The following is a 15,326-nucleotide window of genomic DNA, read 5'->3' on the forward strand; positions in this document are numbered from 1 at the left end:
ATTCATAAGTGATTGATAGACTCTGTATTACACATCTTTAGATGCCTGGTAACAACATGCAAAACTCAGTGATAAAGCTTTCTGATAAACAGCGATTACGTATTCAAACTCGTCATAAAGTGTCGATAGAACAGCATGGTTATGAACCCCAAGCGTTGTATTGGAGCAATCGTGAGATTCAGGAAAAGCGTTTTGAACAGCTGATTAAACTTTTACCGCCGCCACAAAAACTAAATCACCAGGCCTGGTCTTTATTAGACGTAGGTTGTGGTTTTGCTGATTTACTTAACTATTTAGAAAATCGTGATTATGTACCTCAATATACAGGTGTTGATATCTCTCCTGATATTGTTTTAGCCGCTAAATCCCTTCATCCACAGCAAACAATATTACAAGCCGAATTAGCCGATTGTGACTTTATAGAAAGCCAATTTGATTATGTCATGCTCTCTGGTGCTCTTAATGAAGTGGTTGAAACGGAAATTGAAGGGACTGCAGACAATCAAGGTGACTACGCTAAATCTGTTATAAAACAGATGTATCTGATTGCTAAAAAGGGGGTTGCTTTTAATTTATTAGACAATCGTCATCCTTGGGTAAAAAGCCGTTTTGATTTGCAAAGTTTTATACCCGATGAGATGGTGAATTTTTGTCAATCGTTTGCCGATGAAGTGACCTTAATAGAGGGCTATTTAGAAAACGACTTTACCCTTTATTTACTTAAAAAGACTTAAAAGGGCTTAAAAAGGCTTAAAAAGGATCAAAAATGTTTAAGGGTTTGGAGTATTAATACATGGTACAAATACGTTTTGGCATTGATTTAGGCGGTACCAAAATTGAAATCATAGGCTTATTGGTAAAGCAAAATGATAAACAGGTTACCTCTGAAACTATTTATCAAAAGCGTATTGCAACACCAAAGGGTGACTATGCAGCCACTCTTAACGCCATTACTGATTTGGTTACCAATGCAGAAGCTGCTCTTTCTAAAGAGTACCAAAGCTTTTTACCAGGCCTGGTAGGTGTTGGTATTCCTGGAGCAATCTCTTTAAAAACAGGTAAAGTGAAAAATGCCAATTCTGTTTGGTTGATTGGTGAAGATTTGCAAGGCGATTTGCAAGCAAAACTGAATCGCCCAGTAAAATTAGCGAATGATGCGAACTGTTTTGCACTTTCTGAAGCGACAGATGGTGCAGGACAAAATATTAACCAAGCCACTAATATCGTATTTGGTGTGATTATTGGTACGGGTTGTGGCGGCGGAGTGGTCGTTAATGGCCAAATCCTCAATGGTATCAATGCCATTGGCGGAGAGTGGGGTCATAACCCGTTGCCTTGGATGACTCAAGATGATATTGCCATGGATTGTTATTGCGGGTTGCAAGGTTGTAATGAGACGTTTTTGTCCGGTAGTGGTTTTGAAAATCATTATTTTCAACGTACAGGCCTGGTAAAAACGGCCCAGCAAATTGTGGCTTTAAGTGAGCAGGGTGATAAAGAAGCCGAGCAATTAATGCAAGATTATATTACTTGGTTAGCTAAAGGTCTGGCGAGTGTCATTAACGTAATCGACCCCGATGTAATTGTGCTGGGTGGCGGCATGTCAAATATTGATCGCTTATATAGAGATATCCCTAAAATTTGGCAAAAATGGGTATTTAGTGATGTGGTTGATACCAAATTGCTACCGCCAAAGTTTGGTGACTCTAGTGGGGTTAGAGGGGCGGCTTGGTTGTAAAAACTTATTGTTAGTTTCTTTATATTTTGTAACTCTTAAAGTTCAACTCCTGTTCATAAAACTTTCATTTTAGACATGTATATTTTTCTTATAAATTAAAGGAAAATAATTCATGTCTAGCTCAGATTTACTCAAAGAATGTTATCAACCTTTTTCTTTGCTACAAGAAGATGTCTTAAAATTAAAACAAAATGTGATTGAACAGACTGAAATTGAGAAAGCAAAACTTAATCTCCAAGAAGCAACAGAATCCTCTCTTTATAGTATTTTAAATCTAATCAACTACGTTGTGATGCGACGCAATGAACTTCATCCTTTGCAATCAAATTTAGCCCGTGCAGGAATCTCTTCACTCGGGCGAGTCGAGCCACATGTTATGAGTAACATTGATTCGGTGTTGAATGTATTATCGATATTAAATACATGCCAGCCATATGAGCAAAATAATTTATATTGTGTTGACTATGATGGTGGTTATAAACAGCTAAGATTAAGAGCCGAAAGATTATTTGGTCGCCCGCCTAAAAAGCGTTCTGAGTATATTATGGTTACCATGCCTTCTGAGGTTTCAGATTCGGTTGAATTGGTAGAGAGCTATTTGGATGCGGGTATGAATTGTGCACGTATTAACTGTGCACATGACGATAAAAAAACTTGGCTGAAGATGATTGAAAATATTAAAAAAGCCGCTGATAAAAATAAACAAGATTGCCGTATTTTAATGGATTTAGCGGGTCATAAAATTAGAACGGGCCACGTTTATGACCTTAAAGCTAAAAAAACTAAAAAAGCAAAAATCAAAGAAATTAGCGGAGATACTCCTCGTGTCTTTAACGGCGATTTTATAGTGCTTTCTAAAGGCTCTGTTATTGAAAACGACATTCTTGAAAATTTTGAACCCTCTAATGTTATTGCTGTGACTTGTACCTATCCGCCAATCATAGATATGGTTGAAGTTGGCCAATCAGTTTGGATTGACGATGGCAAAATTGGCACGGTTATCAAAGCCAAAAATAATCATGCAATATTGTTACAAGTTAAACAAGTTGGCCCTAAAGGCGTGCGTTTAAAAGAAGAAAAAGGGTTAAATTTTCCCGAAACTGATATGAACTTGCCCACTCTCAGTAAAAAAGATTGTCATGATTTAAAGTTTGTTGCAAAGCATGCTGATATGGTTGGCTTGTCATTTACCGAAGCGGCTGATGATGTGCTTTTTTTGAGAGGGATGTTGGAAGAGCTAGGTAATGCTAACTTACCCATTTTGGTAAAAATAGAAACCTCAAAAGGTGTGAGAAATTTACCCGATATTATGCTCAATGCCTTAGCTAAAAATATGGATTTAGGTGTGATGATTGCACGAGGCGATCTTGCCGTAGAACTTGGTAGTGTGCGTATGGCTGAAATACAAGATGAAATTATTCGCTTATGTGAATCAGCTCATATTCCTGTTATTTGGGCAACACAGGTTCTGGAAAGCCTTGCTAAACAAGGTGCAATTTCACGGCCAGAAATTAGTGATGCGGCGATGTCACAAAGAGCAGAGTGTGTCATGCTTAATAAAGGGCCATATATTGCCGAGGCAGTAAAAATTTTGAGTGATGTTTTACAGCGAATGGAAGGGCATCAATTTAAAAGTCACACCCATATGCGTGCATTGCATTGGTAATTAGATTAAATACCAAATAATTCTCTGAGCATATAGCCCGTTAAATACGCCAAACCAGCAGCAGTGCCGCCCGTTAATAAAGTACTTAAACCAGAGTAAATCATGGGTTTGGTAAACACTAGGCTTTTTAATAAGCCAATGGTAAAAAACATGATTGCCGCTAAAATCGTACTGAATAAAAACTGCTGATAAACATCAAGTAATGGAATTAAAAAAGGAATGAGTGGAATTGCCCCGACCACTAAAAAAGCGGCGAAAGTAGTTAAAGCAGCCTTAATAGGCTCTGGAGCTTGCGTTTGGATGCCATGCTCTTCAATCATCATGGTATCAATCCAAAGGGTTTTATTTTGGGTAATAGTTTGTACAATTTTTTCAAGCGTTTGGCCTTCAAACCCTTTACGTTGAAATATTTGCCTAATCTCCTCTCGCTCTCCTTCAGGTATTTGCTGAATATGTTTAGCTTCAGTTTGACGAACGCTTTCAACAAAATCTTGTTGAGCTTTATTCGCTTCATAATTACTAACCGCCATACTAAAACCATCAGCAAACAGATTGGCAAAACCCAAAATTAACGCGGTGGTAGCAGAAAACCCAGCACCAATTGTTCCAGCGATAATGGCAAATGTAGTTACACAGCCATCAATAGCCCCTAAGACAGCATCAGAAATATTTTGGGTTTTTTGAGGTGAATTTAACCTTTTTGCAATAACTTCTGGACGGTGTTCAAATTCAAGACGTTCTTGAGGGCTTTTTTTCATTTTATTTTATTTCCAAGCAATAGAATCAATAGCTAACAGTTACTAAGAATAATTAAGAGTAATAAGAGTTAATAAATGTAATGATCTAGATCAGATTTTATTAGGTTTATTTTGGGTTAAATATCTATCAAGTTGATTAGCAAACGCTTGTCTATCAGCTTGATTTAATGCATTTGGGCCACCAGTATCTACGCCACTATTTCGTAAACCTTCCATAAAGTCACGCATTGTTAACCGTGCTTTAATATTCGCTTCTGTATATAACTCACCTCTAGGGCTTAATACAATGGCTCCTTTTTCAATGGCTTCAGCTGCTAGCGGAATGTCGCTACTTATCACCAAATCACCTTTTTCACATTGAGCCACGATTTTATTGTCCGCAACATCAAAGCCGTGAGGCACTTGCTGAAATTTTATCCAAGGAGAAGGTTGTATACGCATGGTATGGTTTGCTACTAAGGTGGTTAGAGTTTCGCTTCTTGTTGCAGCCCTAAATATGATTTCTTTTATAACCGCAGGACAAGCGTCGGCATCAACCCAAATATTCATAACTTTTCTTTCATGTTTAATAAAAAAACTATCTTAGCATACGCGGATTCATTGCAAGCTAATAGGCTTTAAATTTTACGATTACCCTATGTTCATTTGTACACTCGGTCACAGGGCATACCAGGCCTGGTAATTTGTTTTTTAAATAACTGATTGGAAATATCAGCAAGTATTCGAATGGCTTTATGTAGGCTGTTAAGGTAAGCTACTCGCTCAATTTAATTCTGGCAAATATCGTAGACTTTTACTTTTCTTTGCCAATAAGCAAAGAGCGATATATGGAATTTTCATCTTTAGGTTTATCTGAACCTATTTTACAAGCAGTAACTGAACAAGGTTACACCAAAGCCTCACCTATTCAAGAAAAAGCGATACCAGCTATTTTAGAAGGTCGTGATGTTATGGCCGCAGCTCAAACAGGTACTGGTAAAACGGCTGGTTTTACCTTACCCATGTTAGAGCGATTATTAAAAGGCGACCGCCCTCAGAGTAACCAAGCAAGAGCGTTGGTGTTAACGCCAACTCGTGAGCTTGCGGCCCAGGTTCAAGAGAGCGTTTATCAGTACAGCAAACATACCGCTTTGCGTTCAGATGTGGTGTTTGGTGGCGTTAAAATTAACCCGCAAATGCAGCGTTTAAGACGTGGGGTAGACGTGTTAGTTGCCACGCCAGGTCGTTTATTAGATTTGCATAGCCAAAATGCCATTAAGTTTAATCAGCTTGAAGTTTTAGTATTAGATGAAGCCGATAGAATGTTGGATATGGGTTTTATTCATGACTTAAAACGTATTATGAAATTACTGCCTAAAAATCGTCAAACCTTATTGTTTTCAGCGACGTTTTCAACAGAAATTAGAGAATTGGCAAAGGGGTTTGTACATAATCCGGTAGAAGTTTCTGTTACCCCTCCAAATAGTACAGTTAAAAAAATTGAACAGTGGATTTATGCGGTAGATAAAGGCCATAAAACCAAATTACTGATTGATCTGATTGTAGATAATAATTGGGAACAGGTATTGGTTTTTAGTAAAACCAAACATGGTGCCAATAAAATTACCAAACAGTTAAATGCCATTGGCATTACGGCATCACCTATTCACGGGAATAAAAGCCAGTCTGCTAGAACAAAAGCCTTAGCCGACTTTAAATCAGGTGCGATTCGTGTATTAGTTGCAACCGATATTGCAGCCCGTGGTTTGGATATTGATCAACTGCCGCACGTTGTTAATTATGATTTACCTAATGTGCCAGAAGATTATGTACATCGTATAGGTAGAACAGGGCGTGCCGGTGCGAGTGGTGAAGCGATCTCTTTAGTATGTTCTGAAGAAGATAAGTTACTGTTTGATATTGAACGATTAATTGGTGAGCTATTAGAACGCAGAACCATTGAAGGTTATGTGCCAACGCACCCGCTTAAGCAATCTAGACTTAACCCAAAACCAAAGAAACCTAAAAAGCCTAAAAAACCAAAAGTAAATCATCAAGATGGTCAACGTTCTGGTGAAAACCGTACAGGCCACAATACAGGTCAAAATACGCGAACTAATCATGGAAATAAACCTGGTAGCAGGCGTGGTGGTCAGTCAAATACGACTAAATCCTAAGTAAATTGTGAGGTAAATGCGGTTTAGTAAAATTATTGATAATATTGTTTTACTATAAATTTCTTACTAAAACGTATTACTAAAATGTATTACTAAAAATTTTTAATCATACTTTTTAAAATCAAAGAATAAGTCAAAATAGAATTTACCCTATGCTCGCATTGTATTAATGGCCACAGGGCATACCAGGCCTGGTAAATTCAAAAAGACATTTTCTAGTAATTAGAATAGAGCTTAGTCATTATGCAAAATATTGAAACTTTAGAAGAGTTGGATGTTTTAAAACAATCTGAAGATGCGTTACTCATTTTATTTGGCGGTAAAGAGTGCAATGTCTGCCATTCAATCAAACCTAAGTTAATTGAACTAATGGCCGAGAATTACCCAAAAGTAAAATTGGTGTATGTCGATTGCCATGTGGTAACTGAAATTTGTTCACAAAATGGCGTGTTTACTTTGCCAACATTACAGGTATTTTTTACTGGTCAGCGATTTATAGAAGAAGTCAGAAGTTTTAGTTTGCAGAAAGTAATACAAGATATAGCAAGACCATACTCAATGGTCTTCTCTGATTAGGCTTCCTAAAGCAGGCCATTTCTGCGTTAAAGAAACGTTCATTTACTTATAGTAAACTTCACGTTCCTTTGCCTTGAACTGACCTACTTTTGAAAGCCTAATCACTTCGTGGTTCAATAAATAAAATCAGTAAAACTAACGCTTTCCGTCTCCACCTGCTTTAATCAATAAAATATCCAACCATCGGGTTGGTAAAAAGCGTTTTAGATAGGCAAAAACAATGGTTGGTACAGTTACTCTATAGCGAATTTTAGCCCGTTTATGCCGTAATGCGTGTACTACACATTTGCTTACGGCTTCTGGTCCTAAGGTAAATGGGGCGCTTGGTCCAACTGTTTCTAAGCGGGCTACCATTGCTTGGTATTTTGCTTTATGTGCACTTTCTTCAACCTTAATCCATCGTTTAAATTGCTCAAATGCATTTTTTCTAAAGTCTGAAAGTATTGGGCCTGGTTCAATTAGGCTAACTTGAATATTATCTTGCTTTACCTCAATTCTTAAAGTATCTGCAAAACCTTCAATGGCAAACTTACTGGCGTTATAAGCTCCACGATACTGCATTGCGGCGAAACCTAAAATAGAGCTGTTATAGATAATTTTTCCGTGGCCTTGTTTACGCATGATTTTAACCACTTTATTGGTTAACTCTTGGGTACCAAAGACATTGGTTCTAAACTGATATTCCATCGCTTCACGGGTTAAATCTTCTACCGCACCAGGTAAACCAAAAGCTCCATTATTAAATAGGGCATCAATTTTTCCATCGGTTTCCGTTAAGATTTGTTGTATCGAAAAATCAATACATACACTACAAGCTAAATCTAATTGAAAGCAGGTAATGCCTTCTTTATTTAAACGGCTTACGTCCTCTTGTTTTCTACAAGTGGCAATAACGTTATAACCTAAATCTTTTAAAGCATGAGCAGTATGGTAACCAATGCCTGTTGAACAGCCAGTAATAACAATGGTGCTAGGTGGTAAAAGTTGGGTAATTAATGTGTTTTGTGACATGTAAATTCCGTATGCTTGTAGCGTTAAAACGTTTACATGATTATAGGAGATTTATGAATTTGAAGTGCTTATTTATGGTTGGTTTTTGGGAGGTGATATATAAGTTGTATCAGTAGGGTGCAGATATAGAAAATGCACCCTAAAAGGCGAAAAGTTAAGAATTAACCTTCTTGTTTAGCTTGTTGTTCTGCTAGGTCAGCATGGACTTTTTCCATGTCTAGTTCTAAAAGTTGACCAATCCCTTCTTCTAAGGCACTTCCTGGAATTGCACCAGGGTTTGAGAAAACAACAATTTTTTCACGCATAAAGACTAAAGTAGGAATTGAACGAACTTGGAACATGCCAGCTAATTGCTCTTCTTCTTCCACATTGACTTTACAAAAAGCGATGTCTGGATACTTATCAGAGATCTCTTCAAATACTGGACCAAATTGTTTACAAGGACCACACCATTCTGCCCAGAAATCGAAAATAACGATGTCATTATTGGCAATGGTTTCTTCAAATTGTTCGGTTTTTAAATTAATTACGGCCATGGTTTTTCCTTTTTAGTGAAAATGAGACTAAGCCTTTGTATCAAGAACAAAGGCCTAAAAGGGGGATTAAATTGATGGGTTACCACCTTCGGTTAATAGAGCAGGGTTAAGGTACTGTTTTAATGTGGCTTCGTCTAAATCGGTCATGTCTAAAGCTACTTCTAACACAGGGCGACCAGAGGCATAAGCCTCTTTAGCAATAGCCGCACCTTTTTCATAACCTACTACCGTATTTAATGCGGTAACTAAAATTGGGTTAACATCAAGTGCTTTTTGAATATTTGCCGTATTCACGGTAAAGCCTTTAATTGCCATGTCAGCAAGCTGAATAGAGCTTGATGCTGCAATTTCTATGCTTTGTAATAGGTTATAAGCAATCATTGGTAACATAACATTTAACTGAAAATTACCTGACTGAGCACCAACGGTGATTGCAGTATGGTTACCCATGATCTGTGCAGCAACCATTGCCACAGCTTCTGGAATTACCGGATTTACTTTACCTGGCATGATTGAGCTACCTGGCTGTAATGCCGGTAGTTGAATTTCTCCCAGGCCAGCTAAAGGGCCTGAGTTCATCCAACGTAAATCATTGGCGATTTTCATTAGACTTGCGGCAAGGACATTTAATTGACCACTTAATTCAAGTGCCGTATCTTGCGAGCTTAAGCCAATAAATAGATTTTCCATTGGCTCAAAATGAATGGCAGTAATTGTGGCTAAGTTTGCAGAAACTAAACGTCCAAATTCTGGATCAGCATTTACGCCAGTACCAACAGCTGTACCACCTTGAGGCAACATTTGAATACGTTTTTGAGTATCTTTTAAACGAGCAATATTGTCATTAATTTGGGCTTTCCATGCACCTAGTTCTTGGCTGATTTTAACTGGCATAGCATCCATTAAATGAGTGCGACCGGTTTTCACGACATCTTTTAACTCATTCTCACGGTCATCAATGACTTCAACTAAATGAAGAAGAGCAGGCATTAAAGTCTCTTCTAAAGCAATTGCCGCAGCTACATGAATGGCGGTTGGCATCACATCATTAGAACTTTGGCTCATATTGATATCGTCATTTGGATGAACATCAATACCTGTAAGTTGTTTGGCTATGGTTGAAAGAACTTCATTGGCATTCATATTGGTACTTGTACCAGAACCCGTTTGAAAAATATCAATTGGAAAATGATCGTAATAATCACCCTGAATAACTTCTTTAGCTGCAGTTTGAATAGCATCGGCTTTTTCTTCACTTAATAAACCAAGCTCCTGGTTGCTGTCAGAACAGGCAAATTTGACATAGCACAATGCTTGAATAAAGCTCTTTGGCATTGGGATTCCGCTAATCGGGAAGTTATTAATAGCACGTTGAGTTTGTGCACCATAAAGAGCATTTTTTGGCACGTTTAAACTGCCCATGCTGTCTTTTTCAATACGAGTTTCGGTTGTGGAGATTGGTAGTGACATAGTTAAGGATTCTTGTTAGGCCTAATGTTTAGTAACCGCAGAGTTTTAGTAAACAAAATTTACGGGTTGGGAGTGATGAAAGTGTTTATTCGTGGTTAAATAAACGCAGTCAATTTAATGCCAATTATTCTAGCATTTTTGAATTAAAAATACAGACCAGCTATTAAGTGAAAAGAGATGACTATTCCACAACCCATATTAGCCAATGAAATGTTTCACCAGAATTTATGGTGGTCTTACGCCAAAGAAGGTGATAAAGAAGTTTTGCATATTTCTTATGGATTACAACAATATCTAGGCCGACCAGTGGCAGTGGTGGAAGATATTATGGGTGAATACGCAACCCAATTACTTAGACTTAAAATAGCAGAGGCATTGGCTTCAAAAAAATCAACCAATAAAGATTTTGATATGCGTTTTGTTGCCAGTTATGAAACGCTTAAAGGCAAAAAAACTTTTCAACACCAATTACGGGTTTTAGAAATTAATGGCGATAAAGTTGTTTGGTGTCAGTGTATTGATGTCTCAGAATTGGCTGCTTTAGAGCGAGAGATGGTTGATGCTCAAGGGCGTTTGTCTTTACAGCAGGTGGTGGAAAGAGAACAGTATATTAATGATAAAAACCGTTTTGTACATGACTCTTATGATAAGCAATCTCGGTTTTTAGCGATGCTCAGTCATGAATTGCGATCACCTCTGTTAGGTATTAGTAGCCTAGTGAAACGTTTAAGAAATGAAGTAGATGCCTCTCCAGAAGTATTAAATATGCTGAAAACCATTCATATGACGGCTGAGCAATCGACCTATCTTGTGAATGATATTTTGACCTACTCACAAACCGAATATGACGGTATTACCTTACATCCTTCAGAAGTTTCGTTATCTGAACTGCTTGAGAGTGTAAAACAGCTAACCAAATCGATTGGTTCTGATAAAAATTTGGTTATTTCTCTTGTATATCTGGGTAAGCATGATTATGTCATGGTGGATGGTGTTCGTTTAACCCAAATACTTATTAACCTTATTGTAAATGGTATTAAATTTACTCAGTATGGCGGAGTTAATATTGAAGTAAATGAGACTCAAGAAGGGTTGTTTGTTTTTAAAATTACCGATTCTGGTGAGGGTATTCCAGAAAGTAGGCTCAATAGAATTTTTGAACCCTTTGCTCAACTAGAAGCTGAGGGGCCATACACTAGAAATAACACCTATTTAGGAGCAGGGCTTGGATTGTTTGTGGTTAAGCAGTTAGTTGAGCTTATGCAAGGGACTATTCAGGTAACTTCCAATGTGGGTGTGGGAACCACTTTTGAATTTAGTTTGCAATTGCCGTGTATTCATAAAGACAAGCAAAAATCATTGTTAAAATCACCGCACACTAATAAGGATGTAACCAATTTAACCAAAATAAAAATTAACCCCAAACCTGCTACAAAGAAAGAAGAACCGCTACCAGAAGAAGATAAAATCGCTAATGGCGAGAATTATAAAGTGTTGATTGCTGATGACTCTAAAATTAACCGTATGGTTTTGGCTGGTTACTTGGCTGAACTAAATTGTGATGTGGTTGAGGCCAAAGATGGGCGAGAAGCGTGGGATTTATTTCAAAAATCTGAATTTGATTATGTGTTATTGGATATTCAAATGCCTTTTATGGATGGCTTGCAGGTAAGTAAAAATATTCAATCCCTTTATGACGAGGGCAAATTACCAAATTTAAAAGGTGTGTTTGCCATAACCGCTGGTGGTGATTCATCAGGATTTATGGACGAAAACGAGCATCATGAGGGTATTGGTTTTGATCAATGGTTGGTGAAGCCTGTTGGTAAAAATCAGATTATTACCTTACTTGACAAAAATTACCGTCAGCCTCAAGCAATTGAATCACCAGATCCGTTGGGTGAAGTGATTCAAAGCCCGTTGGCAAAAAATGAGTTTAGTGAATCAGTAGATGTTGAAGAAGATTTTTTACATAGTTTGAGCGATATCCCTGAACAATTTCATCATTTATTTGAAGCCTTTATAAAAGAGATGAATTCAGGTTTAGAGAAAATTGAACAGGACAATCTACAAAATGAAGTAGAAGAGATTAAAAAGCTAGCGCATTATTTGAAAGGTAATTGCATGTTATTTCAATTATCAGGCCTAGTTAAATTATTCAAACTGATTGAAACCATACAGCAAGACGCAAAGCAAAATATAATAAATAAACAACAACGCTTGAAAAAAACAGAAAAGGCCTTACTTAAGATAGTATTAATTGTTAAAAGTCTTGAGAAGTCTGGCTCGATTAGTCATAATAACAGTTAACAAGAAATAAATATCCTTATATTCTAAGTAAAATTAACAGGTTAGGTAGAGACGACTATGTCTGAAAAAATTAGTGTTTTATTAGCTGAAGACCATGCACTAGTACGAGCTGGCTTCAAATCTATCATTGAAGGTGAAGCTGACTTTGAAGTGGTTGCAGAAGCTGAAGATGGTTTAGAATGTTTAGAATTGATTCGAGCTAAAACGCCTAATGTTGTTTTGCTTGATTTATCAATGCCTAAATTAAGTGGTGTAAACGCGATTACCCACATTCAAAAAAGATATTCTGATACTAAAATTATTGTCCTTACTGCGGCTGAAACAACCAATGTATGGCGTGAAGTGTTGGAAATGGGAATCCAAGGGTTGGCGATGAAGTCAATCTCTCCAAAAGAATTGGTTTCTGGAATTCGTCAGGTAATGAATGGTGAAACATTTATTCATTCTGAAATCCAACCAATCCTAGAAGCAGAAGGTGGTCTTGTTAATAAACGTTTATCAGTACGTGAAAAACAAGTTGTAAAACTGGTTGCAGAAGGGTTTAAAACTAAAGATATCGCTGAAAAATTAGAAATTAGTGATAGAACAGTTTCTAAACACCGCGAAAATTTAATGACCAAAATGGGTATGACTTCAACGGCTGAGTTAACTAACTATGCCAACGAGTCTGGTTTAACCAAAGTAGGTTTAGAAGAGATTGAATAATCTACCATCATATAGATAGTATTCATTTTCTAGATAACAAAAAAGGCGTTTAAAACGCCTTTTTTTATATCTGTAATTTCTGTCTGTCATTATTTATTGACTAGTTTGTTGTAGTCTCTTTATTATCATTATCCGTTTCTGTGGACATCGACTCTGAAGTGTTTTCAGTATTCGGTTCTTCAGTTGGAGTAATACCTAAATATTGATTTTTAAAGTTTACCATTCCATCTTGCACTAGTTTATAGGTAGATTCTATGTTGGTTGCAATATCACCTTGCAATACATTTAAATCTCCAAGAATACCTTTGGCTTCATCAAATCCTTGGGTTAAACCACCACCTACAACTTCCATAAATTTATTCATTAAAGCTTCACCCTGGAGATCTGGATGTGCTTTTTGAAAACCACCCAAAAAAGCAGTTGCACCATCAACAATCCTTTTAGCCGTGTTCTCTGGTGTCCAGTAATCCATGCCGCCTTGTTGTTTTAAAGCTTGCTCACTAATCGGTTTTGGAACACTACCATTTTGAGTTTCAGATACTGAATCCTGTGGCTTATCTTGTGGGGTTAGCAACTCGTTGAGTTTTGCAATGGCAGCCTGATAGGTCAGTTTTAAAGAGCTAGATTGTGCCGACTGACCATCACCAAAAAGATGGGCAACTAAACTGGCTTGTCTTTCATTACGAATTGTCATTTTAGTTGCATCTAGGGTTGGTTGTTCTGCCGATTGAGCAACACGACTATGTTGGTTTGCTTTGGTGGAAGCTATATCCGCATTGGGCAGCGATGCATGTTTTTGATAAGCTTGGATAGAGCCTAAGTTTTTTGTGTCGATAGCCATAATGGAAGCCTTTTTCTGGTCAAGAAATCAAAAGTAAATGTGAGCCAAATGTTTCTATCAAAGTTAACCCCAGCATTTTTAAATGCTTAACTATTATGATACTTAACTATTATTTTAGGGCAAAACTTACAGAGGCTCATTTTTTAAATAGAGTTTGTAATTTATGTAACGGCTAAATCGACGTTATCTTGAGTAGATATTTAAAAATAATGTTTAAAATGAATAAAGTAAGCGTTTTATATTGCTGAGATTGCAGAGAATTACAACAGGATTCAATGAATCCTGGTATTATTTGCGGCTTATTCAAAAAGTAAAAAGTATGGACAAATTAGCATGGAATTAAATCCTGTTTACAATCGAATTCAAGACTACCAAGAACGTAGCGAAATTCTTAGGGGGTATCTTTGACTATGATGTTAAGGCCGAACGTTTAGAAGAAGTCTCTAAAGAGTTAGAAGACCCTAATATCTGGAATAAACCTCAAGAAGCCCAAGCATTGGGTAAAGAGAAGTCTCAACTAGAAAATATTGTTTCAACCATTGATGATTTAACATTAGGAACGGAATCTGCTAAAGAGTTACTAGAAATGGCTGAGATGGATTCAGATCAAGAGATGGTTGATGAAGTCATTGCTGAACTAGACCGTTTAGGAGAGCGTTTAGATAAGCTTGAATTTCAACGCATGTTCTCTGGTGAACTAGATCCTAATAATGCCTATTTAGAAATACAGTCGGGTTCTGGTGGTACAGAAGCTCAAGATTGGGCAAATATGATCCTTAGAATGTATTTGCGTTGGTCTGATCGTCACGGCTTTAAAGCAGAAATTACAGAGATCTCTGCCGGTGATGTAGCGGGAATTAAAGGAGCTACTGTTCATATTCAAGGTGATTACGCTTATGGCTGGTTAAGAACTGAATTGGGGGTGCATCGTTTAGTTCGTAAGTCACCGTTTGATTCAAATGCCAAACGCCATACCTCGTTTGCTTCGGTATTTATTTCACCTGAAATTGATGACAGTTTTGAGATTGATATTAACCCTGCAGACTTACGTATAGATGTTTATCGTGCCAGTGGAGCAGGTGGTCAGCACGTTAACAAAACTGAATCGGCGGTGCGTATTACCCACTTACCAACCAATACGGTTACCCAGTGTCAAAACGGTCGTTCTCAACATCAAAACAAAGCTGAAGCTATGAAGCAGCTTCGTGCAAAACTGTATGAGTTAGAGATGTTAAGCCGAAGTGCTGAAAAACAAGAGCTAGAAGACACTAAATCAGATATTGGCTGGGGGAGTCAAATTCGCTCTTATGTCTTAGATTCTGGTCGTATTAAAGATTTAAGAACTGGCGTTGAGTCAGGCAATACACAAGGTGTTTTGGATGGTGATCTTGATCAATTCATAGTGGCTAGTTTAAAGTCTGGCGTATAAATTTTTACAGTTCAATTGTATTGTTCTAAATATTGGAATTAAAAGCGATTTTGCTAGAGTTTAATGAGCTAAACGCTTAAAATGACCTTATATTTCAAATTATATTTTGTTTTAAATTTACCAGGCCTGG

At 37.3% G+C, this 15,326-nt stretch carries 14 protein-coding genes; 8 read left to right on the forward strand and 6 right to left on the reverse strand.

The annotated features are described in order from the left end of the window. Window positions 1–56 precede the first annotated feature (56 nt). The 3 genes from ACORJQ_RS06350 to ACORJQ_RS06360 all read left to right on the forward strand — a co-directional run bounded on the left by ACORJQ_RS06350 (window position 57) and on the right by ACORJQ_RS06360 (window position 3,404). Entirely contained in the window at window positions 57–734 is a 678-nt protein-coding gene (locus tag ACORJQ_RS06350) for a class I SAM-dependent methyltransferase (RefSeq protein WP_321322946.1), read from the forward strand. 59 nt (window positions 735–793) lie between these two features. Then, window positions 794–1,738, forward strand: coding sequence for an ROK family protein (locus ACORJQ_RS06355; RefSeq protein ID WP_321322948.1), 945 nt, complete (start codon window positions 794–796; stop codon window positions 1,736–1,738). Window positions 1,739–1,850: 112 nt separating this feature from the next. Then, complete coding sequence (locus tag ACORJQ_RS06360) at window positions 1,851–3,404, forward strand: pyruvate kinase (protein ID WP_321322949.1); 1,554 nt, start codon at window positions 1,851–1,853, stop codon at window positions 3,402–3,404. 5 nt (window positions 3,405–3,409) lie between these two features. On the opposite strand, the gene ACORJQ_RS06365 is transcribed toward ACORJQ_RS06360, so the two are convergent. Together ACORJQ_RS06365 and ACORJQ_RS06370 are read right to left on the reverse strand one after the other, a co-directional pair. Continuing rightward, window positions 3,410–4,162, reverse strand: coding sequence for a VIT1/CCC1 transporter family protein (locus ACORJQ_RS06365; RefSeq protein WP_321322950.1), 753 nt, complete (start codon window positions 4,160–4,162; stop codon window positions 3,410–3,412). Window positions 4,163–4,252: 90 nt separating this feature from the next. Beyond that, the gene (locus ACORJQ_RS06370; protein WP_321322952.1) at window positions 4,253–4,711 is read right to left on the reverse strand and encodes a YaiI/YqxD family protein; all 459 of its coding nucleotides are present in this window, start codon (window positions 4,709–4,711) and stop codon (window positions 4,253–4,255) included. Between the two features lie 278 nt (window positions 4,712–4,989). Between ACORJQ_RS06370 and ACORJQ_RS06375 the strand changes: the two genes are divergently transcribed. Together ACORJQ_RS06375 and ACORJQ_RS06380 are read left to right on the forward strand one after the other, a co-directional pair. Then, window positions 4,990–6,318 carry a DEAD/DEAH box helicase gene (locus tag ACORJQ_RS06375; RefSeq protein ID WP_321322954.1) on the forward strand — a complete coding sequence of 443 codons (1,329 nt, stop codon included), beginning with the start codon at window positions 4,990–4,992 and terminating at the stop codon, window positions 6,316–6,318. 243 nt (window positions 6,319–6,561) lie between these two features. After that, the gene (locus tag ACORJQ_RS06380) at window positions 6,562–6,894 is read left to right on the forward strand and encodes a thioredoxin family protein (RefSeq protein WP_321322956.1); all 333 of its coding nucleotides are present in this window, start codon (window positions 6,562–6,564) and stop codon (window positions 6,892–6,894) included. Window positions 6,895–7,029: 135 nt separating this feature from the next. Here ACORJQ_RS06380 and ACORJQ_RS06385 read toward each other — a convergent pair whose 3' ends face one another. The 3 genes from ACORJQ_RS06385 to ACORJQ_RS06395 form a co-directional block, all read right to left on the reverse strand. Next, window positions 7,030–7,905, reverse strand: a complete 876-nt coding sequence (locus ACORJQ_RS06385) for an SDR family NAD(P)-dependent oxidoreductase (protein ID WP_321322958.1) — start codon at window positions 7,903–7,905, stop codon at window positions 7,030–7,032. A gap of 161 nt (window positions 7,906–8,066) precedes the next feature. Further along, entirely contained in the window at window positions 8,067–8,441 is a 375-nt protein-coding gene (gene trxA, locus ACORJQ_RS06390) for a thioredoxin (RefSeq protein WP_321322960.1), read from the reverse strand. 66 nt (window positions 8,442–8,507) lie between these two features. Continuing rightward, window positions 8,508–9,911, reverse strand: a complete 1,404-nt coding sequence (locus tag ACORJQ_RS06395; protein ID WP_321322962.1) for a class II fumarate hydratase — start codon at window positions 9,909–9,911, stop codon at window positions 8,508–8,510. 177 nt (window positions 9,912–10,088) lie between these two features. On the opposite strand from ACORJQ_RS06395, the gene ACORJQ_RS06400 reads away from it, so the two are divergent. Beyond that, window positions 10,089–12,221, forward strand: coding sequence for a hybrid sensor histidine kinase/response regulator (locus ACORJQ_RS06400; protein ID WP_321322964.1), 2,133 nt, complete (start codon window positions 10,089–10,091; stop codon window positions 12,219–12,221). A gap of 57 nt (window positions 12,222–12,278) precedes the next feature. Then, on the forward strand, window positions 12,279–12,926 hold the full coding sequence (locus tag ACORJQ_RS06405) for a response regulator (protein ID WP_321322966.1): 648 nt from the start codon (window positions 12,279–12,281) through the stop codon (window positions 12,924–12,926). A 100-nt stretch (window positions 12,927–13,026) separates the two neighbouring features. On the opposite strand, the gene ACORJQ_RS06410 is transcribed toward ACORJQ_RS06405, so the two are convergent. After that, window positions 13,027–13,767: a DUF5610 domain-containing protein gene (locus ACORJQ_RS06410; protein ID WP_321322968.1), complete on the reverse strand. Its 741-nt coding sequence runs from the start codon at window positions 13,765–13,767 to the stop codon at window positions 13,027–13,029. Window positions 13,768–14,100: 333 nt separating this feature from the next. Between ACORJQ_RS06410 and prfB the strand changes: the two genes are divergently transcribed. Next, window positions 14,101–15,196 (forward strand): peptide chain release factor 2 gene (prfB, locus tag ACORJQ_RS06415; RefSeq protein WP_321322970.1). Its coding sequence is split into 2 segments (ribosomal slippage): window positions 14,101–14,172 and window positions 14,174–15,196, totalling 1,095 coding nucleotides; the frame shifts between segments, so codons are not numbered across the junction. The last annotated feature ends 130 nt before the right edge of the window (window positions 15,197–15,326 follow it).

The organism is Thiomicrorhabdus sp., from assembly GCF_963662555.1.
In the GTDB taxonomy this organism is placed as follows: Bacteria; Pseudomonadota; Gammaproteobacteria; order Thiomicrospirales; family Thiomicrospiraceae; genus Thiomicrorhabdus.